The organism is Pseudomonas sp. P7779 (assembly GCF_013386315.1).
Taxonomy (GTDB): domain Bacteria; phylum Pseudomonadota; class Gammaproteobacteria; order Pseudomonadales; family Pseudomonadaceae; genus Aquipseudomonas.
The window spans coordinates 1-24,851 of record NZ_JACARZ010000063.1; the positions used below are offsets into that span (position 1 = coordinate 1).

Annotated in this window: 19 protein-coding genes; 9 read left to right on the forward strand and 10 right to left on the reverse strand. The window is 61.8% G+C overall.

Features of this window, described 5'->3' with window-relative positions; all coding sequences use genetic code 11:
• Nucleotides 1-157 precede the first annotated feature (157 nt).
• Nucleotides 158-1,012 carry an NmrA family NAD(P)-binding protein gene (locus tag HX869_RS18490; protein WP_178903463.1) on the reverse strand — a complete coding sequence of 285 codons (855 nt, stop codon included), beginning with the start codon at nucleotides 1,010-1,012 and terminating at the stop codon, nucleotides 158-160.
• 96 nt (nucleotides 1,013-1,108) lie between these two features.
• Nucleotides 1,109-1,552, reverse strand: coding sequence for an Lrp/AsnC family transcriptional regulator (locus HX869_RS18495; protein WP_178903464.1), 444 nt, complete (start codon nucleotides 1,550-1,552; stop codon nucleotides 1,109-1,111).
• A 130-nt stretch (nucleotides 1,553-1,682) separates the two neighbouring features.
• Between HX869_RS18495 and HX869_RS18500 the strand changes: the two genes are divergently transcribed.
• On the forward strand, nucleotides 1,683-2,582 hold the full coding sequence (locus HX869_RS18500) for a DMT family transporter (RefSeq protein WP_003217803.1): 900 nt from the start codon (nucleotides 1,683-1,685) through the stop codon (nucleotides 2,580-2,582).
• A 19-nt stretch (nucleotides 2,583-2,601) separates the two neighbouring features.
• On the opposite strand, the gene HX869_RS18505 is transcribed toward HX869_RS18500, so the two are convergent.
• Both HX869_RS18505 and HX869_RS18510 read right to left on the reverse strand, forming a co-directional pair.
• Entirely contained in the window at nucleotides 2,602-4,590 is a 1,989-nt protein-coding gene (locus HX869_RS18505) for a U32 family peptidase (protein WP_178903465.1), read from the reverse strand.
• Nucleotides 4,591-4,828: 238 nt separating this feature from the next.
• The gene (locus tag HX869_RS18510) at nucleotides 4,829-5,209 is read right to left on the reverse strand and encodes a RidA family protein (protein ID WP_003217799.1); all 381 of its coding nucleotides are present in this window, start codon (nucleotides 5,207-5,209) and stop codon (nucleotides 4,829-4,831) included.
• A gap of 543 nt (nucleotides 5,210-5,752) precedes the next feature.
• Here HX869_RS18510 and HX869_RS18515 point away from each other — a divergent pair.
• The gene (locus HX869_RS18515; RefSeq protein ID WP_178903466.1) at nucleotides 5,753-6,694 is read left to right on the forward strand and encodes a cupin; all 942 of its coding nucleotides are present in this window, start codon (nucleotides 5,753-5,755) and stop codon (nucleotides 6,692-6,694) included.
• Here HX869_RS18515 and HX869_RS18520 read toward each other — a convergent pair.
• From HX869_RS18520 to HX869_RS18530, 3 genes are read right to left on the reverse strand one after another with little or no spacing between them, the layout of a single operon-like run.
• A complete protein-coding gene (locus HX869_RS18520; RefSeq protein ID WP_102604314.1) occupies nucleotides 6,687-7,592 on the reverse strand; it encodes a LysR family transcriptional regulator in 906 nt (301 codons plus the stop codon). The two genes, HX869_RS18515 and HX869_RS18520, sit on opposite strands and share 8 nt — an antisense overlap.
• A 34-nt stretch (nucleotides 7,593-7,626) precedes the next feature.
• Complete coding sequence (locus HX869_RS18525) at nucleotides 7,627-8,349, reverse strand: FadR/GntR family transcriptional regulator (protein ID WP_003217775.1); 723 nt, start codon at nucleotides 8,347-8,349, stop codon at nucleotides 7,627-7,629.
• 56 nt (nucleotides 8,350-8,405) lie between these two features.
• Nucleotides 8,406-10,142 (reverse strand): IlvD/Edd family dehydratase, encoded by a 1,737-nt coding sequence (locus tag HX869_RS18530; protein ID WP_008433338.1) that lies wholly within the window; start codon nucleotides 10,140-10,142, stop codon nucleotides 8,406-8,408.
• A gap of 192 nt (nucleotides 10,143-10,334) precedes the next feature.
• Between HX869_RS18530 and HX869_RS18535 the strand changes: the two genes are divergently transcribed.
• The 5 genes from HX869_RS18535 to HX869_RS18555 are packed head-to-tail and all read left to right on the forward strand — an operon-like array spanning nucleotide 10,335 to nucleotide 16,231.
• Entirely contained in the window at nucleotides 10,335-11,657 is a 1,323-nt protein-coding gene (locus tag HX869_RS18535; protein WP_087693837.1) for an MFS transporter, read from the forward strand.
• 21 nt (nucleotides 11,658-11,678) lie between these two features.
• Nucleotides 11,679-12,671 carry an AraD1 family protein gene (gene araD1, locus HX869_RS18540; RefSeq protein WP_134326635.1) on the forward strand — a complete coding sequence of 331 codons (993 nt, stop codon included), beginning with the start codon at nucleotides 11,679-11,681 and terminating at the stop codon, nucleotides 12,669-12,671.
• Nucleotides 12,672-12,682: 11 nt separating this feature from the next.
• A complete protein-coding gene (locus HX869_RS18545) occupies nucleotides 12,683-14,263 on the forward strand; it encodes an aldehyde dehydrogenase (NADP(+)) (RefSeq protein WP_008433344.1) in 1,581 nt (526 codons plus the stop codon).
• 39 nt (nucleotides 14,264-14,302) lie between these two features.
• Nucleotides 14,303-15,178: an SMP-30/gluconolactonase/LRE family protein gene (locus HX869_RS18550; protein WP_102369086.1), complete on the forward strand. Its 876-nt coding sequence runs from the start codon at nucleotides 14,303-14,305 to the stop codon at nucleotides 15,176-15,178.
• A gap of 48 nt (nucleotides 15,179-15,226) precedes the next feature.
• On the forward strand, nucleotides 15,227-16,231 hold the full coding sequence (locus HX869_RS18555) for a substrate-binding domain-containing protein (protein WP_003217769.1): 1,005 nt from the start codon (nucleotides 15,227-15,229) through the stop codon (nucleotides 16,229-16,231).
• Nucleotides 16,232-16,385: 154 nt separating this feature from the next.
• Here HX869_RS18555 and HX869_RS18560 read toward each other — a convergent pair whose 3' ends face one another.
• Complete coding sequence (locus HX869_RS18560; RefSeq protein ID WP_102604320.1) at nucleotides 16,386-17,534, reverse strand: aldose epimerase family protein; 1,149 nt, start codon at nucleotides 17,532-17,534, stop codon at nucleotides 16,386-16,388.
• Nucleotides 17,535-17,662: 128 nt separating this feature from the next.
• Between HX869_RS18560 and HX869_RS18565 the strand changes: the two genes are divergently transcribed.
• Both HX869_RS18565 and treS read left to right on the forward strand, forming a co-directional pair.
• On the forward strand, nucleotides 17,663-18,445 hold the full coding sequence (locus HX869_RS18565; RefSeq protein WP_003217767.1) for an SDR family NAD(P)-dependent oxidoreductase: 783 nt from the start codon (nucleotides 17,663-17,665) through the stop codon (nucleotides 18,443-18,445).
• A gap of 122 nt (nucleotides 18,446-18,567) precedes the next feature.
• Complete coding sequence (gene treS / locus HX869_RS18570) at nucleotides 18,568-20,619, forward strand: maltose alpha-D-glucosyltransferase (protein ID WP_178903467.1); 2,052 nt, start codon at nucleotides 18,568-18,570, stop codon at nucleotides 20,617-20,619.
• A 36-nt stretch (nucleotides 20,620-20,655) separates the two neighbouring features.
• On the opposite strand, the gene HX869_RS18575 is transcribed toward treS, so the two are convergent.
• Nucleotides 20,656-23,703, reverse strand: coding sequence for an efflux RND transporter permease subunit (locus tag HX869_RS18575; protein ID WP_008433352.1), 3,048 nt, complete (start codon nucleotides 23,701-23,703; stop codon nucleotides 20,656-20,658).
• A gap of 9 nt (nucleotides 23,704-23,712) precedes the next feature.
• Nucleotides 23,713-24,825, reverse strand: coding sequence for an efflux RND transporter periplasmic adaptor subunit (locus tag HX869_RS18580; protein ID WP_008433355.1), 1,113 nt, complete (start codon nucleotides 24,823-24,825; stop codon nucleotides 23,713-23,715).
• Nucleotides 24,826-24,851 lie beyond the last annotated feature (26 nt).

Here is a 24,851-nt window from a genome sequence, read left to right on the forward strand (position 1 = left end):
ACGCAGGTATTGCGGAGCGGCGGCCCGCGGAGCAATGCCGTTTGGTGGACTTTGCCGCTTTTGCAAAGTGACTCGCTGTAAGAGCGAAACCATACGCCGCCGTTACCCAAATAACGGATATGTACCCAATCACTGAGCTGGCTTGCAGGCCATGGCATCAGGTTTTTGCAGCCAACTCCCGCAGCACCTTGAGCAATGTGGTCTCACCCTTAACCACGTCCGCCTGCTCAAAGCAGATCCAACCTTCGTTAAACCCATCAATCATGCGCATGCGCGGCATTGGATTCTGCGCGCCATGCTCACGAAACATCGGCTCCCACGCATCGCGAGGCACCACCTGTGCTGTCACACCACGACCAAGCACTTCGGTCAACGTGCGAGCGATGTCGTTCGGGCTGACCCATTGGCCTTCCAGCTCAACTACCCGACGCCCGCTCCAGTGTTGCTGCAACAATTGCGCAGCGAGGCGGCCGACGTCGGCGGTGGCGATCATCGGTACGGTCTTATCCAGCGGTTGCAGGAAGCTGTGGATCACTCCGTGTTCGCGGGCGGTGGCTACGTCGTAGGCGGCGTTTTCCATGAACCAGCCCGGACGCAAAAAGGTCACCGGCACGTTCAACGCGCTCAGCGCCTGTTCCATCAAGGTGCGTTGGGTCAGCAGATTCAGGTGCTCGGCCTGGGCGCCGATGGTCGACAGGCAAACAACTTTCTGCGGGGCCGCAGCTTCAATGGCCTGAGCGACGGCGGCAATCACCTTGCGCGCCTCGGGAAAACCCGGCTCCGGGTCGAAATCCGAAGGCGGCAGGATGAACACGCCGGTGGCACCCTTGAATGCTTCAGTGAGGGCCGCAGCGTCGTCCATATTGGCGATGGCGACCTCGCAACCAAGGGCGGCCCATACGGCGCCTTTGCCGGCATCGCGAATGACTGCGCGCACGGGTTGACGATCGTTGAGGAGAAAGCGCGCGAGGGCGCCGCCAACTTTGCCTGTGATTCCGGTGATGACATACATGGTGTTTACGCCTGTTGTTCCAATGTGTGGATCAAGCATAAACACCGCCCTGGATTGACAGAATAGCGATCCCGTCACTGCATCAGTGACTCAGAATCATGAATCACTCAGTGGTGGCAATCGGCGTTTTACCGGGGTTTTCTTGACGATGGCGGTGTTGGTTTCGGCGTAAGCGTTGAGCTTATCCAGCAGTGTGTCGAGTTGGTCCATGGTGCGCACATGCAGGCGTGCGATGAAGCAGTCATCGCCGGTCACTTTGTCGCATTCGGTGAACTCGGGGATCGCCTGGATCTGGCGCTCCACCTCCTGCAGTTTCCCGGGCAAAGGGCGAATGCGCACGATGGCTTGCAGCAGATAGCCAAAATGCTTGGGGTCAATGTCCACGGTGTAGTTCTTCAACACGCCACGATCTTCCAGCCGTCGCAGCCGCTCGCCGACGCTGGGGGAGGACAGGCCGGTGATACCCGCCAAGGCCTTGAGGGACAGGCGCGAATCGTCCATCAGCGCGGCGATCAGTTGTTGGTCAATGCTGTCAATCATGGTCGCTCCGAAAGCGATTGCTCAGGTTTGCCTAATAAGAATAGGCGAAATGCAAGGTTTGCCTTATTTAGAATCTGGAGTCGCTACAGGCCAGATTGCCATAATTGAGCCTCACTTGAGGAGCTCAATCATGGACAAATCCATACGTCGCGGTTCATGGGAAATGGTCGCCGCCATGCTCATATCCGGCACCATCGGCTGGTTCGTGCTGGTATCGGGGGTGCCGGTGGTCGAAGTGGTGTTCTGGCGTTGCGTGATCGGCGCGCTGACGTTGCTGGTGGTGTGCTGGCTGCTCGGCTATCTGCGCCTGGACTTGCTGGACTACCGCAAACTCGGGCTGGCGATGCTCAGCGGCGTGGCGATCGTGGGCAATTGGTTGCTGCTGTTCGAGTCCTACGCCAGGGCATCCATTTCCATCAGTACAGCGGTGTATAACGTGCAGCCGTTTATGTTGGTGATGCTGGCGGCAGTGTTCCTGGGCGAGAAAATCACCGTGCAGAAGCTCGCCTGGCTGAGCGTGGCGTTCGTGGGAATGCTGGCGATTGTCACTGCCCATGGCGATCAGTCAAATACCGGGGACGACTATCTGGTGGGCGTGGCATTGGCGCTGGGCGCGGCGCTTTTGTACGCGATTGCCGCCCTGATCATCAAGCGCTTGAAGGAGGTGCCGCCGCATTTGATGGCGTTGATCCAGGTGACCACAGGCGCCTTGCTGCTGGCACCGCTGATGCAGTGGCACAGCCTGTCTGCATCGATGGATGCTTGGGCGGCATTGCTGACCTTAGGCGTGGTGCATACCGGCTTGATGTACGTGCTGCTGTATGGCGCGATCCAGAAGTTGCCGACGGCAATCACCGGGGCGCTGTCGTTTATCTACCCGATTGCGGCAATCTTTGTCGACTGGATTGCCTTTGGGCATCGCCTGGGCTGGTTGCAATGGCTGGGCGTGGCGGCGATTTTGCTGGCGGCGGCGGGATTGCAGCGGGGTTGGTGGTGGCGTTCGAAAACAGTGATGAGCGTCACGCCGTAGCATGACGCTCACCGGCGACTCAATGTGCGCCGCGCGGGATGGTCTTGAGCAGGTCATCCGGGCTGATATAACCCACCACGCTGCCCGGTTGCGGCAGGCCGAGGATGTGGCCCTTGATCTTGCCGATCACGTGCATCTCGCAAGGCTTGCAGTCGAACTTCAGCGTCAGCACTTCGTCGCCGTGGATCAACTGCATCGGCGCGACCTTGGTCTTCACCCCGGTCACCCCCTTGGCCTGTTTGGGGCACAGGTTGAACGAGAACCGCAGGCAGTGCTTGGTGATCATCACCGGCACTTCGCCAGTTTCTTCGTGGGCTTCGTACGCCGCGTCGATCAGTTGCACACCATGGCGGTGATAGAAGTCGCGAGCCTTCTGGTTGTAGACGTTGGCCAGGAACGACAGGTGCGATTCCGGATACACCGGCGGCGGCGTGGTTTCCGCCTTGCGGCCGCCCCGTGGATGGGACTGGATACGCGCCTCGGTCAGCGCCTCGATCACTTCACGGCGCAGGGCCTTGAGCTGCGAGTTCGGGATGAAGAACGCCTGCGGCGCATCCAGCTCGATCGCAGTGGCGTGGTACTGCGTGGTGCCCAGTTGGCCCAGCAGGTCGCGCAGGGTTTCCAGGGCCTGTTCCGGCTTGTTGGCCACGCCAAACGGGCCGGGCAGGGCAACGCTGGCGCTGATGCCTTCTTCGCTGGTGACGGTCAGTTCCAGGCGATCTTCCTGCAGGCGAGCCGCCCATGACACGCCGATCCGGCGTTCGGCGGAAGTCTTGAGCAGCGCCTGTTGCCAGTTATGGTCCAGGTTGCGGTTCAACGGATGGTTCGGGCGCAGTTGGTGCAAGCCTGCCGGCATCTCGTTGGGTTCGACGCGGTAGCGATAGCGCTTCTCGCCGTCTTCTTCGAACTCACCTTTTGGCTCGGCAATGTTGGCGCGGAAACCCACCACTTCACGCTTGATCAGCACATTGAGGCCGTCGCCGTTGGACAGCGGCTCATGGGTGATCACTTGCAAGTCACGCTTGCCGGCTTTTTCCACCACACCCACCGGCAGGCCGGTAAAGGTTGGGGTGTCGAAGGCGCCGATGTCGACCTTGCGGTCGGTGACGAAGTAGTCGGTGCTGCCACGGTGGAAGGTCTTTTCCGGGTCCGGCAGGAAGAAATGCGCGGTGCGGCCGCTGGAGGCGCGAGCCAGGTCCGGGCGGTCTTCAAGAATCTCGTCCAGGCGCTGGCGGTAATAGGCGGTGATGTTCTTCACATAGCCCATGTCCTTGTAGCGGCCTTCGATCTTGAACGAACGCACGCCGGCATCCACCAGGGCGCGCAGGTTGGCGCTCTGGTTGTTGTCTTTCATCGACAACAGGTGCTTTTCAAAGGCAACCACACGGCCTTGGTCATCCTTGAGGGTGTAGGGCAGGCGGCAGGCCTGGGAGCAATCGCCACGGTTGGCGCTGCGGCCATTCTGGGCGTGGGAGATGTTGCACTGGCCGGAGAAGGCCACGCACAAGGCACCGTGGATGAAGAACTCGATGGCGGCATCGGTTTCATCGGCAATCGCACGGATTTCCTGCAGGTTCAGCTCACGGGCCAACACCAGCTGCGAAAAACCGGCCTGGTCGAGGAACTTGGCCCGGCCCAGGGTGCGGATGTCGGTCTGGGTGCTGGCATGCAGTTCGATGGGCGGGATATCCAGCTCCATCACCCCCAGGTCCTGGACGATCAGCGCGTCGACGCCGGCATCGTAGAGCTCGTGGATCAGCTTGCGCGCCGGCTCAAGCTCGTTGTCGTGCAGGATCGTGTTGATGGTGGTGAACACCCGCGCGTGGTAGCGCCGGGCGAACTCCACCAACTGCGCGATATCGCTCACGTCGTTGCAGGCGTTATGGCGCGCGCCGAAACTCGGGCCGCCGATGTACACGGCGTCGGCGCCATGCAGGATGGCCTCGCGGGCGATGGCAACATCGCGCGCAGGGCTGAGCAATTCCAGGTGATGCTTGGGCAAGGACATAGTTTTTTTAGTCAGGCTTGTCACGGAGGCGGGCATTGTAGCTGCGAAATGCGCTATCGACATCTATCAAGCCCCAGGTGTGCTCCCAAATTGGAATGCACTCAACGGTGGGAGCCGGGCTTGCCCGCGATGCAGACACCGCTGTGTATCAGTGACACCGCGGCGATCCCATCGCAGCCTCGCTGGGGCTCGACAGCTCCCACATCTGATCATCGTTGGTTGATATAGAGCGTTTGGCTCAGCCCTTGGCGGCCATCGCAGTGACTTCAACCCGCATGCCTTCGACGGCCAGGGCGGCAACACCAACCGCCGCACGCACCGGCCAAGGCTTAGCGAAGTAGCGCTTGTAGACTTCATTGAAAGCGGCGCGGTCGGCCATGTCGGTCAGGTAGATGGTCAGGTGCATGACCCGGTCAATCGAACTGCCGGCACGTTCGAGCGCAACCTTGAGGGCTTGCAGGGTGCATTCGCTTTGCAGGGTGATGTCGCCAAGCTCCAGGCTGCCGTCGGCGCGGGTAGGGATTTGCGTGGAGACGAGGATGCCGTTGAAGCCGATGACGTCGGAAGAGATGGAGTCCGGGTCGAGATCGGGGGTGAAGGCGAGGTCGTGGTTGGCCATGGGATTCCCTTGGGTGACGTCAGAAAGAAGGCCGATATGGTCCCCGAAAAAAAGGCCCGGGGCAAACCCGGGCCTTTTCGGCGAAGCAGCAAGGTAAAACGAAAGTCCACGATCAACCGTGTTTGTTTAACTAGTCTGTTGTTTCGTGGATAGTTTAATTGCCAATAGTTGCGTGCGCAGGTGCACTGCCGATTAAACTCGATTAATTAAAATTCACTGTGCACATGCGCACGCTGCTGTAGTTTTAACCCTGTCTTAGCCGCTCTGCTTCGACAACATCCTTTGGTTTGCCGCCGCAGTCTCTGCGGCGGATTTTTTATGGGCGCTGATGTATATATATTTAACTTATTTATAAAGTGGCACTTTGATAGTTGGTTGAATCAAACTATCAGTACACCAAGAGAGGCTTGTGCCTGCCCCATTTCGCACAACTGCTATGCAAGATGAGGGATTAATCCACCGCCGCTGAATGCCTATAGTTCTTTCACCGCCGCAGCGCCCCACGGGGCATGCGAAATCCAGTCGTAGATTGAGGTGATCATAATGAATAGCGAATTCAAGCCTGACGTGGCCGATACCCAACCGCAGCAACTGCTCGATGCCGAATACTTTGAATACAGCAAGGCCGCCAATCCCATCAGCGCCAACCTGATCACGCGCATTCCCTATCACAGCTTCCCGGCCTCGCTGTACGACAGTGGGCCCTCTCGGGTAGTGCCGCTGGACCTCAGCGATGCCTTGGGTTGCGAAGGTCCGGCCACCGGTCCGGGGCTGTGTGCGAACTTCATTCGCCTGAACGCCGGCGATACGCTGGAACTGCACCCCAACGCCACCTCACAGGTGTTTTATGTCATCGCCGGGCAGGGCAGTGTGGTTCAGGGCGCGCACCGCATCGACTGGACCAAAGGCTGCTTCATTGCGCTGCCAGGTCTGCAGCAAGCGCGGTTCAGCGCATCAGAGGATGCGCGCCTGTATTACGTCCACGATGAGCCGCTGTTGCGTTACCTGGGCGTGATCCGCAGTGCCGATCGCTTCGTGCCGACGCTGTATCCCGCGGAGCTGGCCAACGCAAAACTGCGGGAAGCGGCCGATGATCCCCGCGCCCAGGACCGTAGCCGTATCAGCATCCTGCTGGGCAATCGCAACTTCCCGCAGACTCGCACCGTGACCCATGTGCTGTGGGCGATGTACGGCATCCTGCCGCCGGGGTCGATTCAGAAGCCCCACCGACACCAGTCGATTGCGCTGGATTTCATCATTGATTGCCCCAAGGGCTGCTATTCGCTGGTGGGCACCGAACTGGACGCCGATGGGCAGATCCGCAACCCGGTGCGGGTCGACTGGTCGCCGGGCCTGGCGTTCGTGACGCCGCCAGGTTACTGGCATGCCCACTTCAATGAGTCCGACACGGAAGCCTTCCTGATTCCGATCCAGGATGCGGGGCTGCAAACCTATCTGCGGTCGCTGGATATCCGCTTCAGCTGAGACGTTTCCAGTGCGGTGTTTCGCCCAGTTGCTCGACGATAAAGTCGATGAAGCACCGCACTTTGGAAGACACGATGCGCTTGGGTGGATAAACGAACCACACCGCCGATTCACGGCCTGCGATGCGGATATCCCACTCAGGCAACCACACCAGCAACTCGCCGGTTTCAATGGGTTTGGCTACCAGCCAGTCGGGCAGCAAGGCAAATCCCAGGCCCTGTTGTGCGGCGATCAATTGTGCGTCCAGGTCGTTGATCCGGATGCTGTCTTTATGCACCAGCGGTGACACCTCACGCCCGTTGGCAAATGCGCTGTCAGCCGCCCCCAGAATCGCCGGCATGGCAGCCAGGTCGGCAGGGTTGACCGGCGCCGGATACTCCCGGCAAAACGCCGGGCTGGCCACCAGCCGGTAGCGCTCATCGCAGATCTTGCGTGCCTTCAACGTGGAATCCGCCAGGGTGCCAATGCGGATCGCCAGGTCCGCGCCGGCATGAATCAGGTTGACGTGGCTGTCGTCCAGCACCAGTTCCAGCTTGATCTGCGGGTAGCGGGCCAGGAAGGCATTCAAGGTGGGAAGGATATGGTGGCGGGCAAAGGCGGGCGGCAGGTTGAGCTTGAGCACGCCCCGTGGTTGTTCGTTCAGCGCGGAGGTGGCGGCCTTGGCTTGTTCGAGTTCATCCAGTACCCGGCGTGCGTGCGTCAGGAATGTCTGGCCACCCTCGGTCAGGTGCAGCGTACGGGTAGAGCGGTTGAACAAGGCGATGCCGAGGTCCTGTTCAAGGTCCTTCACGTAGCGTGAAACCGTGGAAGCCTTGATGCCAAGCCGGTCGGCGGCACGGGAGAAGTTATTGCCCTCGGCGGCTTCGACAAAGGCGGTTAACGCAGCGAAGTAATCCAAGGGCGGCCTCGATCTTGACGGTGGGTTGCCTGGCCTACAGCGGCGTCAGCACATTCATCACGGTGTCCAGCGCCACCCGGGTATCGTCCAGTTGCACCAGGGAGGCATGCCGCGCGCCGAGGGCGTCACGGTTCTTGATCGCGGTGAGGATCGCTTTGTGCCGGGGCAGGCTGAGGCCCTGGATGTCGGGGCGACGGTTGGTGATGTTGATGGACTCGCGAAGTGGCAGCGACAGCATATTGCACATGTAGGCCAGCAAGTCGTTGCGGGTCGCATCGGCAATCGCCCGGTGGAAGTCCAGGTCGGCCTGCAGCAACGTTTCGTGGGTATTGGCGGTTTCCATGCCGAGGTAGGCTTTTTCGATGGTGGCGATGTCGGCGTCGGTGGCGGTGGTCGCGGCCATCGCGGCGATTTCCGGCTCGAGGATCCGGCGCACACCGGCCAGGGTGTTGAAAAACTCGCTGTGGGGTGTCGACTGCATCAGCCAGGTCAGCACGTCCGGGTCCAGCAAGTGCCACTGCACCCGTGGGCGCACCACGGCGCCAACCTTGGGCTTGGAAATCACCAGGCCCTTGGCGCTCAGCACCCGGGTCGCCTCACGCAATACCGAGCGGCTGACCTTGTACTCCTCGCACAAGGTGGCCTCCATGGGCAACCGTTCTTCCGGCTTGAAGCGCCCGGAAACGATGTGCATGCCCAAGTCCTGAACGATTTGGGCGTGCATGCTCTTGCGCGGCTTGGTCGGCTGCTGATCCATAACAGGGAGGCTACTCTGGCGAAATACGCGGCATCATAGCATTGCTCCCGTCCCAATTAGTGGGAATGACGCGGCACTTCGGCGCCACGGCAGCCCACCAGGAAGTCGAAGTCGCAGCCCTGGTCTGCCTGTAATACGTGGTCGATGTACAGCTGCCGGTAACCCCCGACAATCAGTTGCTCGGGCGGCGCAAGGTCGGCCATGCGGGCCGCCAGTTCGGCGTCCGGGATGTCCAGGTGCAGGCGGCCATTGGCGCAATCGAGTTCGATCCAGTCGCCTTCCTTGACCGTCGCCAACGGGCCGCCGGCCGCCGCTTCCGGGGCCACGTGCAACACCACGGTGCCGTAGGCCGTGCCGCTCATGCGCGCATCGGAAATCCGCACCATGTCGGTCACGCCCTGGGCCAGCAGTTTGGCCGGCAAGCCCATGTTGCCGACTTCCGCCATGCCCGGATAACCCTTGGGCCCGCAGTTTTTCATCACCAGGATCGAGTTGGCATCCACGTCCAGTTCCGGGTCGTTGATCCGTGCCTTGTACATGTCGAAGTTCTCGAACACCACGGCACGCCCGCGATGCTGCATCAGTTCGGCACTGGCAGCCGAGGGCTTGAGGACTGCACCCAGTGGTGCGAGGTTGCCCCGCAGCACACAAATGCCGCCGTCGGCGCGGATCGGGTTGTCGAGGGTGCGGATCACTTCGTCCTGGCCGTAGATCGGCGCTTCCCGGGTGTTTTCGCCGAGGGACTTGCCGTTGACGGTCAAGGCATTCGGGTGCGGTATCAGGTTGGCCTCACCGAGGCGGCGCAGCACAGCCGGCAGGCCGCCAGCGTAGTAGAACTCCTCCATCAGGAAGCGCCCGGACGGCTGCAGGTCGACGATGGTCGGCATGCCACGGCCCATGCGGGTCCAGTCGTCCAGGTCGAGCTCGACGCCGATGCGTCCGGCGATGGCTTTCAGGTGAATCACCGCGTTGGTCGAGCCGCCGATGGCTGCGTTGACGCGAATCGCGTTTTCGAAAGCCTCCTTGGTCAGGATCTTCGACAGCTTCAGGTCTTCGCGCACCATCTCCACCGCACGCATGCCGGACATGTGCGCCAGTACATAACGCCGCGCATCCACCGCGGGAATCGCCGCGTTGTGAGGCAGGGAAGTGCCGAGTGCTTCGGCCATGCAGGCCATGGTCGAGGCGGTGCCCATGGTGTTGCAGGTGCCCGCCGAGCGGGACATGCCGCCTTCGGCCGCGAGGAAATCGTCAAGAGTAATGGTGCCCGCCTTGACCTGTTCGCTGAGCTGCCACACCACGGTGCCCGAGCCGATGTCCTGACCCTTGTGCTTGCCGTTGAGCATCGGCCCGCCGGTGACGACGATCGCCGGCACGTCGCAACTGGCGGCGCCCATCAGCAGCGCCGGGGTGGTCTTGTCACAGCCGGTCAGCAGCACCACGCCGTCGATGGGGTTGCCGCGAATGGCTTCCTCCACGTCCATGCTGGCCAGGTTACGGGTGAGCATCGCGGTGGGGCGCAGGTTCGATTCGCCGTTGGAGAACACCGGAAATTCCACTGGAAAGCCACCGGCCTCGATCACGCCGCGTTTCACATGCTCGGCAATCTGGCGGAAGTGCGCGTTGCAGGGCGTCAGCTCCGACCAGGTATTGCAGATCCCGATGATCGGTTTGCCGTGGAACTGATGATCGGCAATCCCCTGGTTTTTCATCCAGCTGCGGTACATGAAGCCGTTTTTATCGGCGGTACCAAACCAGCTGGCGGAGCGCAGGACGGGCTTTTTCTCGGACATGGCTGACTCTCTTATTGTAAGACTATATTGATCCATTCTCGGCTTAACATAGGCGTAAATTCGGGTGTTTGGAAGTGTTGTTGATTAAATAGTATTACTATATAGTCCGATTCAACGAGGCCTGGCCCTGGCGGTTTTCCGCGAGAGGCGACCCGAAACGCTCTATAAAAATAACAATCGGAGACCGCTCACATGAGCCAGGAACAGCGGCTGATACGTCGCATCACGCTGAAACTGATTCCCTTCCTGATCTTGCTGTACCTGATTGCCTACGTGGATCGCTCGGCCGTGGGCTTCGCCAAATTGCACATGGGCGCGGATGTCGGCATCGGAGATGCGGCGTATGGGCTGGGAGCAGGGCTGTTCTTTATTGGCTACTTCCTGCTGGAAATCCCCAGCAACCTGATGCTCGACCGTTTCGGCGCGCGGCGCTGGTTCGCACGAATCATGGTGACCTGGGGCGCGATTACCATCGGCATGGCATTCGTCCAGGGCCCCCACAGTTTCTATGTGATGCGCTTTCTGCTGGGCGCCGCCGAAGCCGGGTTCTTCCCGGGTGTCCTCTACTACATCACCCAATGGTTCCCGGTGAGGCACCGCGGCAAGATCCTCGGGCTGTTCATCCTGTCCCAACCCATCGCCATGATGATCACCGGCCCCGTGGCGGGCGGCTTGCTCGGCATGGACGGGATACTCGGCCTGCACGGCTGGCAGTGGTTGTTCATCGTCATCGGCACCCCGGCGATCCTGCTGACCTGGCCGGTGCTGCGCTACCTGCCGGATGGGCCGCAACAGGTGAAATGGATGGACCAGGCGGAGAAGGCCTGGCTCACCGGCGAGCTGGCCAAAGACCTGCAAGCCTACGGCCAGACCCGGCACGGCAACCCGCTGCATGCGCTGAAGGACAAGCGCGTGCTGCTGCTGGCGCTGTTCTACCTGCCGGTGACTTTGAGCATCTATGGCCTGGGCCTCTGGCTGCCGACCTTGATCAAGCAGTTTGGCGGCAGCGACCTGACCACCGGGTTTGTGTCGGCAGTGCCCTACATCTTCGGGATCATCGGTTTGCTGATCGTCCCGCGCAGTTCCGATCGCCTGAATGATCGCTACGGTCATCTCGCCGTGCTCTACGTGTTGGGCGCCATCGGCCTGTTCCTCAGCGCCTGGCTGACAGTGCCGCTGTGGCAACTGGCAGCGCTGTGCCTGGTGGCGTTTGCGCTGTTCTCTTGCACGGCGGTGTTCTGGACCTTGCCGGGACGTTTCTTTGCCGGCGCGAGTGCAGCGGCGGGCATCGCCTTGATCAACTCGGTGGGCAACCTCGGCGGCTACATCGGGCCGTTCGTGATCGGCGCCCTCAAGGAGTACACCGGCAACCTTGCGTCGGGCTTGTACTTCCTGGCGTGCGTGATGCTGTTCGGGGTGGTGTTGACCGGGGTGGTCTATCGGTTGCTGGAGCGCAGGCACGTGCTGCCGCCCGATCAGTTCGCCGCCAGCGCCCGTGGCGCCACGCGTACTTAATTGGCAATCAGGAGAACACTCATGGGGTTAGTGCAGTTTGAATTGAACAACGGCGAACGCCGAGTGGGCGTGGTCGACGGCGATCAGGTACGCGAGGTGCGGGCCGCCCGCACGGTACGCGACCTGGCACTCGCCGCCATCGAGGCTGGCGTCACCCTGCAACAGCACATAGACCACCTCGGCCTGGCCGAGAGCCACGACTACGCCAGACTGCTGGCCGCGCAGAAGATCTTGCCACCGCTGGATCACCCGGACCCGGCCCACACGCTGGTCAGCGGTACCGGCCTGACCCACCTGGGCAGTGCGTCGGCGCGGGACAAGATGCACCAGAACGCCAGTGACGAAAGCGCGATGACCGACAGCATGCGCATCTTCAAATGGGGCGTGGAGGGCGGCAAACCGGCTGCTGGCCAGGCCGGTGTGCAGCCGGAATGGTTCTACAAGGGCGACGGCAGCATCGTGGTGCGTCCGGGCCAGCCATTCCCGTGGCCGGCGTTTGCCGAAGACGCCGGCGAAGAGCCGGAAATCGCCGGGCTGTATGTGATTGGTCACGACGGCAAGCCGTATCGCCTGGGCTACGCGGTGGGCAACGAGTTTTCCGACCACGTGATGGAGCGCAAGAATTACCTGTACCTGGCCCACTCCAAACTGCGCAGTTGCAGCTATGGTCCCGAGTTGCGCCTGGGTGAACTGCCCCGGCACCTGGCGGGCACCAGCCGTATCGTGCGCAATGGCGAGGTGTTGTGGCAGCACGAATTCCTCAGTGGCGAAGCCAACATGTGCCACAGCCTCGAAAACCTTGAATACCACCATTTCAAATACACCCAGTTCCTGCGCCCAGGTGACGTGCATATCCATTTCTTCGGCACCGCCACCTTGTCGTTTGCCGACGGCATTCGTACCCAGCCAGGCGATGTGTTTGAAATCAGCCAGGCCGAATTCGGCGCGCCATTGATCAACGGCATTGCCGTGGCCAACAGCGGCGTGGCACCTGGCGGCATAGGCACCCTTTGAAGGAGACAGGCATGACCCGGATTTGTGGCCACAACTACATCGGCGGCCAGCGCAGCGCTGCCGGCAGCATCACCCTGCAGAGCATCGACGCCACCAGTGGCGAGGCATTGCCCTTTGATTTCTACCAGGCCACCGCGCAGGAGGTCGACGCCGCGGCGAACGCCGCCGCTCAGGCTTACCCGGCTTATCGCAGCCTGAGCGCGCAGCATCGTGCGTCGTTCCTGGAGGCGATAGCCGATGAACTGGACGCCCTGGGCGATGACTTTGTCGCCCTGGTCTGCCGCGAAACGGCGTTGCCCGCCGGGCGTATCCAGGGTGAGCGCGGTCGTACCAGCGGCCAGATGCGGTTGTTCGCCAAGGTACTGCGGCGCGGTGATTTCTACGGCGCGCGGATCGACCAGGCGCTGCCGGATCGTCAGCCCTTGCCGCGCCCGGATCTGCGCCAATACCGCATCGGCCTGGGGCCGGTCGCGGTGTTTGGGGCGAGCAATTTCCCACTGGCCTTTTCCACTGCCGGTGGCGACACCGCCGCCGCGCTGGCGGCCGGTTGCCCGGTGGTGTTCAAGGCCCACAGCGGCCACATGGCCACCGCCGAGCGGGTCGCCGATGCGATCATGCGGGCGGCCGAGCGCACAGGTATGCCCGGCGGCGTGTTCAACATGATCTTCGGCGGCGGTGTGGGGGAAGCGCTGGTCAAGCACCCAGCGATCCAGGCCGTGGGTTTCACCGGCTCGCTTAAGGGCGGCCGGGCGTTGTGCGATATGGCGGCGGCACGCCCGCAACCGATCCCGGTGTTCGCCGAGATGTCCAGCATCAACCCGGTGATCGTCTTGCCCCAGGCCCTGCAAACCCGGGCAGACACCATCGCCCGCGACCTGGTCGCCTCGGTGGTGCAGGGGTGCGGCCAGTTCTGCACGAACCCGGGCCTGGTGATCGGGATTGCCTCGCCAGCGTTCACAGGCTTCACCCAACAGGTCGCCCAACTGATCGGCGGCCAGCCCGCGCAAACCATGCTCAATGCCGGCACCTTGAACAGCTACGGCAAAGGCCTGCACACGCTGCTGGCCCATCCTCGCATCGAGCACCTGGCGGGCCAGACGCAAACCGGCAATCAGGCGCAGCCACAGCTGTTCAAAGCGGACGCCAGCCTGCTGATCAACGGCGATGAAGTGCTGCAGGAGGAAGTGTTCGGCCCCACCACGGTGTTCGTGGAAGTCGCCGACCAGGCCCAACTCGCTGCGGCGTTGCACGGCCTGCACGGCCAATTGACCGCGACGATCATCGGCGAGCCGGCGGATTTCACCCAGTTCGGCGAGTTGACGCCGCTGCTGGAGCAAAAGGTTGGCCGCATCCTGCTCAACGGCTACCCCACGGGCGTCGAGGTGTGTGACGCGATGGTCCATGGCGGGCCGTATCCGGCGACTTCGGATGCCCGTGGCACTTCCGTGGGCACCCTGGCGATCGAGCGTTTCCTGCGACCTGTGTGCTTTCAGAATTACCCTGATAGCCTGCTCCCCGACGCGCTGAAGAATGCCAACCCGTTGCGCATTCAGCGTCTGGTAGATGGGCAGCCGTCGCGCGACGCGCTGTAACCGGTACCACCTGAAAACAACAAGAAAGCAGGAGGTTTCATGTCGTGGACCGCAGTCACACCGCACCGGGCTCGGCTGGGCGAAGGGCCGTTCTGGGATGTACCGGGCCAGGCCTTGTATTGGGTGGACATCATCGGCCAGCAGGCCTTGCGCCTGCAGGGCGGGCAATTGCACACCTGGCAATTGCCTGAGCCGGTCTCGGCGTTTATTCCGTGCGCCAGCGGCGATGCACTGGTGACCCTGAGCAGCGGCGTGTATCGCCTCGACCTCGATTCGACGCCGAGCGATCCACGCCTGACCTTGCTTTGCGTCGCCGATCCGCAAGCGGGCAACCGTGCCAACGAAGCCCGCTGCGACGCCCAGGGCCGGCTGTGGCTGGGCACCATGCAGAACAACATCGGCGAGCACGGTGAAGACTTGCCGGTGCTGCGACGTTCCGGCGGCCTGTTCCGGGTCGATACCGACGGGCAGGTCACACCGTTGCTGCAAGGCTTGGGCATTCCCAACACCTTGCTGTGGAACGACGCCGCCACCCACGTGCATTTCGGCGACAGCCTGGACGGCACGCTCTATCAATATCCGATTAATGAACAGGGCCAGCTCGCACCCGCGCAGGTCTGGTTCGGGCCTCACTCCCGGGGTGGCCCGGACGGCTCGGCCATGGACGCCGAAGGCTATATCTGGAACGCCCGCTGGGACGGCAGCTGCCTGCTGCGGCTGACGCCGGACGGTGAAGTTGACCGGGTCATCGAATTGCCGGTCAGCCGTCCCACCAGTTGCGTGTTCGCAGGCCCCGACCTCAAGACCTTGTACATCACCAGTGCCGCCAGCCCGCTGGATCACCCGCTGGACGGTGCGGTGCTGGCCATTGAGGTCGATGTGCCGGGGAAAACCTGCCACCGCTTTGCAGGATAACCAACAGGCTGTTTAACGCACTCAAAAACAACAACAAGGAGTCACCCTATGAATCGTCGTCGTGGTATCCGTTCCCTGTGCTGCGCCGCTGTGGCGGTGTCCGCCGTCGGCCTGAGCAGCCTGTTGCTGGCGGCCGAGCCGGTGAAGATCGGCTTTCTGGTCAAGCAGGCGGAAGAGCCCTGGTTCCAGACCGAATGGGCCTTCGCCGAAAAGGCCGGCAAGGACAAGGGCTTCGAGGTGATCAAGATCGCCGTGCCCGACGGCGAGAAAACCCTCTCGGCCATCGACAGCCTGGCGGCCAACGGTGCCAAGGGTTTTGTGATTTGCCCGCCGGACGTGTCCCTCGGCCCGGCGATCATGGCCAAGGCCAAAGCCAACGGCTTGAAAGTGATCGCCGTGGATGACCGTTTTGTGGATGCCAAGGGCAACTTCATGGAAGACGTGCCTTACCTGGGCATGGCCGCGTTTGAAGTGGGCGAGAAGCAGGGCAGTGCCATGGCCACTGAAGCGAAAAAACGTGGCTGGGACTGGAAGGACACCTATGCGGTGATCAACACCTACAACGAACTCGATACCGGCAAAAAGCGCACTGATGGCTCGGTCAAATCCCTGAAGGCCGCAGGCATTCCGGATGATCACATCCTGTACGCAGCCCTCAAGACCCTCGACGTCCCCGGCAGCATGGACGCCACCAACTCGGCGCTGGTCAAGCTGCCCGGCGGCGCGAAAAACCTGATCATCGGCGGCATGAATGACAACACCGTGCTTGGCGGCGTGCGCGCCACCGAAAGCGCCGGGTTTGCGGCGGCGAATGTCATCGGCATCGGCATCAACGGCACCGATGCCATTGGCGAATTGAAGAAAGCCAACAGCGGCTTCTTCGGCTCGATGCTGCCCAGCCCGCACATCGAGGGCTACAACACCGCGAGCATGATGTTCGAGTGGGTCACTACGGGTAAGGAGCCGCCGAAGTACACGGCCATGGATGAGGTGACGCTGATCACCCGCGAGAACTTCAAGCAGGAGCTGGAAAAGATCGGTTTGTGGAACTGATGGCCGCTGACGTTTCCCGGCAGCCCTGCTAACGCCGGTACTGTGGGAGCTGTCGAGCTTCAGCGAGGCTGCGATAGCGGTGGGTCAGGCACCTTGGATATTGATAGTGCCGACGTCATCGCAGCCTCGCCAAAGCTCGACAGCTCCCACAGGTTTAGTCAGCAGAGAATTTCAGCACGGTATTCTGCGTGTAGGTCTGGCCAGGATCGAGACGGGTAGAGGGGAAGCTCGGCTGGTTGGGGCCGTCGGGAAAATGCTGGGTTTCCAGGGTGAACGCACTCCAGTGGGCGTAAGGCGTGCCACCCTTGCCCTTGATCGTCCCGTCGAGGAAGTTGCCGGTATAGAACTGCACGCCAGGCTCGCTGGTATACAGCTGCAAGCGGCGACCGGACTGCGGGTCACGAACGTCGGCGGCCAGTTTGCCGATATCACCCTTGGCATCCAGCACCCAGTTGAAGTCAAAGCCACCTTGTTTAGGTTCGGCGAATTTCAGCTGGGGATGATCGTCCTTGATGTGCTGGCCGATGGCAGTGGGCTTGAGAAAGTCCATCGGCGTACCGGCGACCGGGGCCAGTTCGCCGGTGGGAATCAGGGTGCTGTTGACCGGGGTGTAATGGCTGGCATGCAGGGTGGCGACCTGCTTGAGCACATCACCGCTGCCGGCGCCGGCGAGGTTGAAGTAACTGTGGTTGGTGAGGTTGAGCACCGTGGGTTTGTCGGTGGTGGCCTTGTAGTCGATGTGCAGTTCGTTCTTGTCGTTGAGGCTATAGGTGACATCGACTTTCAGGTTGCCGGGAAAACCCATCTCGCCGTCCTTGGACAGGTAGCTCAGGGTCACGCCCACCGAGTCGTCCTGCTTGACCGGCTCGGCTTTCCACACATGCTTGTCGAAACCTTGCGGGCCGCCGTGCAGCGAGTTCGGCCCGTCGTTGAGGGGCACTTGATAGCGTTTGCCGTCCAGTTCAAAGCTGCCCTTGTCCAGGCGGTTGCCAAAACGGCCGATGGTCGCGCCGAAGAACGCAGTACCGGCCTGGTAGCCCTGGACGTCATCGAAGCCCAGCACCACGTCGGCGAACTGGCCGTGTTTGTCGGGTACTTTCAGCGACTGCAAGACCGCGCCATAGGTGATGACCGTGGCTTGTACGCCATGACTGTTACGCAATACATACTGCTCGACGGCGGTGCCGTCATTGGTTTTGCCGAAGGGTTTGTGTTCGCTGGACAAGCCAGCCGCCTGAGCGCCCAGGCTGGCCACCGCCAGGGAGAGGCCAAGGCCGGTAAGCAGGAATCGGGATTGCCGCATGACTGAGCTACCTTTATTGTTGTTAATTAAATAGTTCTACTATTTATTCGGCTGCAGGGCTGATTTATAGCCAATATCGCAAAACATGCAATATAAAATAAGACTAAATACAGCGGAGTGACTGCCCCATGAACACTGAAAAACAGCCCGGCGCGCAGGCGATGTACCCGGACCTGCGGGATAAAACCGTGCTGATCTCCGGCGGTGCTTCCGGGATAGGCGAGGCCATGGTGCGTGCCTTCGCACGCCAGGGGGCCAAGGTAGCCTTCGTGGACCGGGCGCAAGGGCAGGGCGACCGATTGGCGGCGATATTGTCGGCCGAGGGCCATGCCGTCGAATTCGCCCATTGCGATATCACCGACGAGATCGCGTACAAGGCCGCGATAGCGTGCCTGGCGCAGAGCCTCGGGCCGATCGACGTGCTGGTGAATAATGCCGCCAATGACGTTCGGCACACCCTGGATGAAATCGACTCGGAGCGGTTCGACCAACTGATTTCGGTCAACCTGAAGCACGGTTTTTTCGCGGCCCGGGCCGTGGTGCCGATGATGAAGGCCGCAGGCGGCGGGTCGATCATCAACCTGGGTTCCATCGGCTGGATGATGGCTTCCAGCGGCTACCCGGTATATGCCGCCAGCAAAGCCGCCGCCCACGGCATGACCCGGGCCCTGGCGCGGGAGCTTGGGCCCAGCCGTATCAGGGTCAATACGCTGGTGCCGGGCTGGGTGATGACCGAGAAACAACTGGCGATGTGGGTGGATGACGCGGCCCGGGAGTTGATCGCCCGCAGCCAGTGCCTGCCGGGCAGTGTGGAGCCGGAACATATCGCCAATATGGCGCTGTTCCTGGCCTCTGATGTATCGGCGATGTGTACCGCACAGAACTTCATTGTGGACGGCGGCTGGGTCTAGGCCGGGGAAGGGTCGCCATCCCGGATGCAACGAATCGCCTCCCGGGGCCTCATACAGTAACGAACGGTGGTTCATATGCAGCCACCGCAACCGACTACTTCATGGGTGCAGGTGATTGATTTATGACGGACGCCGATAAGAAACATTTGGCCTGGCTGGTGGAACAATCGATGCTGCATGCCGCCAAGCAGCGCGCCAGGCTTTATTCGGGGCAAGGCCGGTTGTGGCAACAGCCGTATGCGCATACCCGGCCCCGTGATGCTTCGGCCCTGGCATCGGTGTGGTTCACGGCCTATCCGGCGTCCATCGTCACCCGCGAGAACGGCAGCGTACTGGAGGCCCTGGGCGATGAAACCTTGTGGCACGCGCTGTCGAAAATCGGCATACAGGGCATCCATAACGGCCCGCTGAAACGCTCGGGCGGTCTATCCGGCACCCAGCACACTCCCACCATTGACGGCAATTTTGACCGCATCAGCTTCGACATCGACCCGCAACTGGGCACCGAAGCCCAGCTTCAGGCGCTGGCCCGCATGGCCGCCGCGCACAACGCGGTGATCATTGACGATGTGATTCCGTCCCACACCGGCAAGGGCGCGGACTTCCGCCTGGCCGAGATGGCCTACGAAGACTATCCCGGGCTCTATCACATGGTGGAGATCCGCGAAGAAGACTGGCCGCTGCTGCCCGATATCAGCGAGGGCCGCGATGCGCAGAACCTCAGCCCGCAGCAGGTCGACGTGCTCAGGGACAAGCACTACATCGTCGGCCAGTTGCAACGGGTGATCTTCTTCGAACCCGGGGTCAAGGAAACCGACTGGAGCGCGACTGATGTGGTCATCGGCGTGGACGGCAAGCCCCGCCGCTGGGTGTACCTGCATTACTTCAAGGAAGGGCAGCCGTCGCTGAACTGGCTGGATCCGACCTTCGCCGCGCAGCAGATGATCATTGGCGACGCCTTGCACGCCATCGACGTGATGGGGGCGAAAATCCTGCGCCTGGATGCCAACGGTTTCCTCGGTGTGGAACGAAAACTGGAAGGTAACGCCTGGTCTGAAAGCCATCCGCTGTCCATCACCGGCAACCAGATCCTGGGCGGCGCGATTCGCAAGGCGGGCGGGTTCAGCTTCCAGGAATTGAACCTGACGGTGGACGACATCGCCGCCATGTCCCACGGCGGCGCAGACCTGTCCTACGACTTCATCACGCGCCCGGCTTACCAGCACGCGCTATTGATGGGCGACACCGAATTCCTGCGCCTGATGCTGCGGGAGATGCACACCCTGGGCATCGACCCCGGCTCGCTGATCCACGCCTTGCAGAACCATGACGAGCTGACCCTGGAACTGGTGCACTTCTGGACGTTGCACGCCCATGACACCTACCTCTATCAGGGGCAGACCTTTCCCGGCGGCATCCTGCGCGAGCATATCCGTGAGCAGATGTACGAACGCCTGGCTGGCGAACACGCGCCGTATAACCTGAAGTTCGTGACCAACGGCGTGTCCTGCACCACCGCCAGCATCATTACAGCGGCGCTGGGCATTCGCGACCTTGAGGCGATTACCCCGGCGGATATCCAGCAGATCCGCCAGATTCACCTGCTGCTGGTGATGTACAACGCGATGCAACCGGGGGTGTTTGCACTGTCCGGCTGGGACTTGGTGGGCGCATTGCCGTTACCGGCGGAGGAGGTGGCCCACTTGATGCTGGATGGCGACACACGCTGGATCCATCGCGGCGCCTATGACCTGGTGGACCTGAATCCGGATGCGGAGCAATCCGCCGGGCAGATGCCTCGCCCGAAAACCTTGTATGGCAGCCTGATCAGCCAACTGGCCGACCCGGATTCGTTTGCCTCGCAACTGCAAAGAATCCTCGCGGTGCGCCGAGCCTACGACATCGCCGCCAGCCGCCAGATCCTGGTGCCGGATGTGCAGCACCCGGGGCTGTTGATCATGGTGCACGAGCTGCCGGCGGGCAAAGGTACCCAGATCACGGCGCTGAACTTCGGCTCGACGCCGATTACTGAAACCCTGCACCTGCCCGATATTGCGCCCGGGCCGGTGGTGGACATCATCAATGAGCGGGTGGAGGGTGATTTGACGCCCGAGGGTGATTTCACCATCACCCTGGATGCGTATGAAGGCTTGGCGCTGCGGGTAGTGATCTGACCCACTGATCCACTGCAGGAGCGAGCCAGCTCGCTCCTACACGGGGACCGGCTGTTCCGCCTCCTGATGGTGCGTGGAGCCAATGAACATATACATCGCCGGCACCATGAACAGCGTCAGCACGGTACCGATCGACAACCCGGCAAAGATCACCAGGCCCATGTCATGCCGTCCCGCAGCCCCGGCACCGGAGGCCCACACCAGCGGCACCACGCCCAGCACCATGGCCGCAGTGGTCATCAGGATCGGCCGCAGACGCACGCCGGCCGCTTCTTCTATGGCCTCACGCTTGCTGTGACCGGCGCGCTGCAACTCGTTGGCAAACTGCACGATCAGGATCCCGTGCTTGGTGATCAACCCCAGCAACGTCACCAGGCCCACCTGGGTGTACACGTTGATCGAGGCAAACCCCATGGTGATAAACGCCAACGCGCCGAAGAGTGCAGGGGGCACCGAGAACAGGATCACCACCGGGTCGCGGAAACTCTCGAACTGAAACGCCAGGGCCAGGTACACGATCAGGATCGAAAACATCAGCAGGCCGAAGAACCCGCCGGATTCCTGCATGAACTGGCGAGATTCGCCGGAGAAGTCCGAGGTGTAACCCGACGGCGCAATATTGGTCAGAATGGTGTTCAGTTTCGCCAGCAGCTCGCCCTGGGCCACGCCGCTGACGCCCGACAGGGTCGCCGAATTGAGTTGCTGGAAGTGGTTGATGGATTCCGGCTGGGTCGAGGTTTCGATATGCGCCACGGTGCGCGCCTGGATCATGCTGCCGGATGGCGTGCGAATGTAGTAATCGAGAATCTGGTCCGGGTTGAGGCGATCAACCTGCAACACCTGGGGAATCACTTTGTACGAGCGCCCGGCAGTGGAGAAGTAGTTCACGTAGTTGCCGCCCAGTGCCGCGGACAGCGCCGCACCGACGTCGGCCTGGGTCATGCCCAGTGCGGCGATTTTTTCCCGGTCCACCACCAGCTTGGCTTGTGGCTTGTCGAGTTTCAGGTCCATGTCGGAGAAATAGAACAGCTGTTGTTTTTGGGCCTCGGCCACCACGGCCTGGGCGACTTCGTTGAGGTTTTCCACCGAGTCGGTGGTGGTGATCACGAACTGCACCGGCAAGCCCTGGGCGCCCGGCAGCGATGGCAGCGGGAAGGCGGCGATGGTGGCGCCCGGCACCTGGTTCCATTTCTGCTGGAGTTCCAATATCAGTTGGGCCTGGGAGCGCGAGCGGTCGCCCCAGTTTTTCAGCAGCACACCGCCCAGGCCCTGGTTGAGGATAGGCAACCCGGTCAGCTGGAACATCTGCGCGTATTCCGGCTCTTTGTTGGCGATCTGGAAGGCCTGGTCGGCGATGCGCTCCATCTGCTGCGGAGAGGCGGTGGGCGGGCCCTTGATCTGCATGAACACCAGCCCCTGGTCCTCGGTGGGCGACAGTTCGCTTTTGGCGGTCATGCCGCTGGCGGCCACCAGCAGGAACAGCACAAAACCAAACGTCACCAGCACCGGCCATACGTTCAGGCCGCCCGAGAGTACGCGGTGGTAACGGCCCCGCAACCAGTCAAAGTACTGATCGAGCTTGCGGGCAAACCGGCCTTCTTCCTGCCCGGACTTGAACAGCCGGGAGGTCATCATCGGCGAAAGCGTCAACGCCACCACGGCCGACACAGTCACGGCACCCGCCAGTGAGAAGCAGAACTCCTTGAACAGCGCACCGGTAAGGCCGCTGCGCAGCCCGATGGGCACGTAGGCCGCGATCAGCACCACGGTCATCGCGATGATCGGCCCACCCAGTTCCCGCGCGGCAACCAGCGCAGCCTCCAGCACGCCTTTGCCTTCTTCCTTGATATGCCGGTCGACGTTTTCCACCACGATAATCGCGTCGTCCACCACCAGGCCGATCGCCAATACCAGGGCGAGCAGGGTCAGCAGGTTTATCGAGTACCCCAGCAGGTACATGATGAAGAAGGTCCCGACCAGCGACAGCGGGATCGCCACCAGCGGCACGATCACCGCGCGGAACGAGCCGAGGAACAGGTAGATCACCACCGACACAATGATCATCGCCTCGACCAGGGTCTTCACCACCTCATAGATCGAGGTGTTGATGAACTCCGTGGAGTCATACACGATCTCGCCGCGTACCCCGGTGGGCAACTGGGATTGCAGCTCGGGGAAGGCCTCGCGCACGCTGTCGGCCACCGTCAGGATATTGGCAGTCGGCGCCGTCTTGATGCCGATGAACACCGAACGCTTGCCGGAAAACGCCACGCTGCTGTCGTAGCTTTCGGCGCCGAGGGTGACGGTGGCCACGTCCTCCAGGTACACCAGGGCATCGCCTTTCTGCTTGACCACCAGCCGCTTGAATTCATCCACCGTGTGCAAGTCGGTCCCGGCCGTCAGGTCGACCGTCACCGTTTGCCCACGGGTGGAACCGACGGCAGACAGGTAGTTGTTGTTGGCCAGGGCGGTGGACACGTCCTGGGCGGTCACGTTATGCGCCGCCAGTTTGTTCGGGTCCATCCAGGCGCGCAGGGCGAACTGGCGCCCGCCGAGGATTTCGGCGGTTTGCACGCCCTGGATCGAGTCCAGCTTGGGCTTGACCACCCGCACCAGGTAATCGGTGATGTTGTTGGTGGGCAGGGTGTCGCTGTAGAAACCCAGGTACATGGCGTCTGTGGTCTGCCCGACCGCCACCGTCAGCACCGGCTCCTGGGACTGCGCCGGCAGTTGGTTCTTGACCGAGTTGACCTGGGTGTTGATCTCGGTGAGGGCCTTGCTCGCGTCGTAATTCAGCCGCAGCGTGGCGGTAATCGTCGAGACACCGGTGATGCTCGTTGAAGACAGGTAGTCGATGCCCTGGGCCTGGGCGATGGCCGATTCAAGCGGCTGGGTGATAAAGCCGGCAACGGTGGAGGCGTCCGCGCCGTAGTAGGCGGTGGTGATGGTGACCACGGTATTTTCGGTGCGTGGCCATTGGTTCACCGGCAATTCGAAGATCGAGCGCAGCCCCAGGATCAGGATGAACAGCGAGACAACAATCGCCCAGACCGGCCGCTGAATAAAGGTATCGGTAAGCTTCATGGGACACCTTTAGTGTTCTTGGGGAGTCGGCGCAGGATCGTTCAGCGGCGCGGCGCTGTTATCGACCTTCACCGGCGAGCCATTCTTGAGCTTCATCTGGCCGCTGGTGATCAGCAGGTCACCTTCCTTCACGCCCGACAGGATCGCCACCTGATCGCCCCGGGTCGGTCCGGTCTTGATAAAGGTCTGTTGCGCGGTGAGGACTTCCTCACCCTTGTCGTTCTTGCTCGATGTGGCAATGAATACTGTGGTGCCGTAAGGGTTGTAGGTCACCGATGTCTGCGGAACGGTGAGGTAGCGCTGCGTCGCACCGGAGTTGACCACGGCGCGGGCAAACATCCCGGGCACCAGGTTCTGTTTGGGGTTGTCGACGGTGGCTTCCACGGTGACATTGCGCGTGGTGGCGTCGAACTGGGTGTCGATCGTGCTGATCTTGCCGGTGAAGGTTTGATTCGACAGGCCGTCGGCCGTTACCGAAACCCCTTGGCCGATGGCAATGGCCTCCATTTGAGTCTGGGGCACCGTGAAGTCGATGTAGATCGGATCGAAGGTTTGCAGCGTGGCGATCTTGTCGCCGGGGTTGAGGTATTGGCCAGGGTTGACGCTGGTTATACCGATGCGCCCGGCAAACGGTGCGCGGATGGTTTTTTTCGCCACCAGCGCGCGCTGTTGTTCGGCGGCGGCGAGCTTGGCTTTGAGGTCGGCGGTGTCAGTGTCCACTTGTGCCTGGGAGATGGCGTTAACCGCCAGTTGCGCCTTGTCACGCTTGAGGACGATCACCGCCAGGTCAGCCGTGGCCTCAAGGGAATGCAGTTGCGCGATGTCCGAGTCGGCATTCAGCTGGACGAGCAGCGCCTGGGCCGCCACTTCTTGCCCGGGCGTGAAGCCGATGGTGCGCACGATGCCGCCCACTTCAGTGGTCACATCCACCCCCCTGACCGCTTTCATTGAGCCCACGGCGCTGACATTCGGTTGCCAGTCGCTGAACGGCACCTTCATGGCCGTGACCACGGAGGCGGGCAGGGGCATTTTCGACTGGGCGATCAGCGCCGAAATCTGCACGAACTTCACCCCGGCAATGATCGCCACAATCACCAGCACCACCACGATCATGATGATCATCGGCCGCCACAGTCGGCGCTTGCGCG

What these genes read in the sequence shown, in the direction of transcription:
- HX869_RS18490 (WP_178903463.1), bottom strand. Translation starts at nt 1,012, where the DNA reads ATGTATGTCATCACCGGAATCACAGGCAAAGTTGGCGGCGCCCTCGCG.
- HX869_RS18495 (WP_178903464.1), bottom strand. Translation starts at nt 1,552, where the DNA reads ATGATTGACAGCATTGACCAACAACTGATCGCCGCGCTGATGGACGAT.
- HX869_RS18500 (WP_003217803.1), top strand. Translation starts at nt 1,683, where the DNA reads ATGGACAAATCCATACGTCGCGGTTCATGGGAAATGGTCGCCGCCATG.
- HX869_RS18505 (WP_178903465.1), bottom strand. Translation starts at nt 4,590, where the DNA reads ATGTCCTTGCCCAAGCATCACCTGGAATTGCTCAGCCCTGCGCGCGAT.
- HX869_RS18510 (WP_003217799.1), bottom strand. Translation starts at nt 5,209, where the DNA reads ATGGCCAACCACGACCTCGCCTTCACCCCCGATCTCGACCCGGACTCC.
- HX869_RS18515 (WP_178903466.1), top strand. Translation starts at nt 5,753, where the DNA reads ATGAATAGCGAATTCAAGCCTGACGTGGCCGATACCCAACCGCAGCAA.
- HX869_RS18525 (WP_003217775.1), bottom strand. Translation starts at nt 8,349, where the DNA reads ATGGATCAGCAGCCGACCAAGCCGCGCAAGAGCATGCACGCCCAAATC.
- HX869_RS18530 (WP_008433338.1), bottom strand. Translation starts at nt 10,142, where the DNA reads ATGTCCGAGAAAAAGCCCGTCCTGCGCTCCGCCAGCTGGTTTGGTACC.
- HX869_RS18535 (WP_087693837.1), top strand. Translation starts at nt 10,335, where the DNA reads ATGAGCCAGGAACAGCGGCTGATACGTCGCATCACGCTGAAACTGATT.
- araD1 (WP_134326635.1), top strand. Translation starts at nt 11,679, where the DNA reads ATGGGGTTAGTGCAGTTTGAATTGAACAACGGCGAACGCCGAGTGGGC.
- HX869_RS18545 (WP_008433344.1), top strand. Translation starts at nt 12,683, where the DNA reads ATGACCCGGATTTGTGGCCACAACTACATCGGCGGCCAGCGCAGCGCT.
- HX869_RS18550 (WP_102369086.1), top strand. Translation starts at nt 14,303, where the DNA reads ATGTCGTGGACCGCAGTCACACCGCACCGGGCTCGGCTGGGCGAAGGG.
- HX869_RS18555 (WP_003217769.1), top strand. Translation starts at nt 15,227, where the DNA reads ATGAATCGTCGTCGTGGTATCCGTTCCCTGTGCTGCGCCGCTGTGGCG.
- HX869_RS18560 (WP_102604320.1), bottom strand. Translation starts at nt 17,534, where the DNA reads ATGCGGCAATCCCGATTCCTGCTTACCGGCCTTGGCCTCTCCCTGGCG.
- HX869_RS18565 (WP_003217767.1), top strand. Translation starts at nt 17,663, where the DNA reads ATGAACACTGAAAAACAGCCCGGCGCGCAGGCGATGTACCCGGACCTG.
- treS (WP_178903467.1), top strand. Translation starts at nt 18,568, where the DNA reads ATGACGGACGCCGATAAGAAACATTTGGCCTGGCTGGTGGAACAATCG.
- HX869_RS18575 (WP_008433352.1), bottom strand. Translation starts at nt 23,703, where the DNA reads ATGAAGCTTACCGATACCTTTATTCAGCGGCCGGTCTGGGCGATTGTT.
- HX869_RS18580 (WP_008433355.1), bottom strand. Translation starts at nt 24,825, where the DNA reads ATGATCATCATGATCGTGGTGGTGCTGGTGATTGTGGCGATCATTGCC.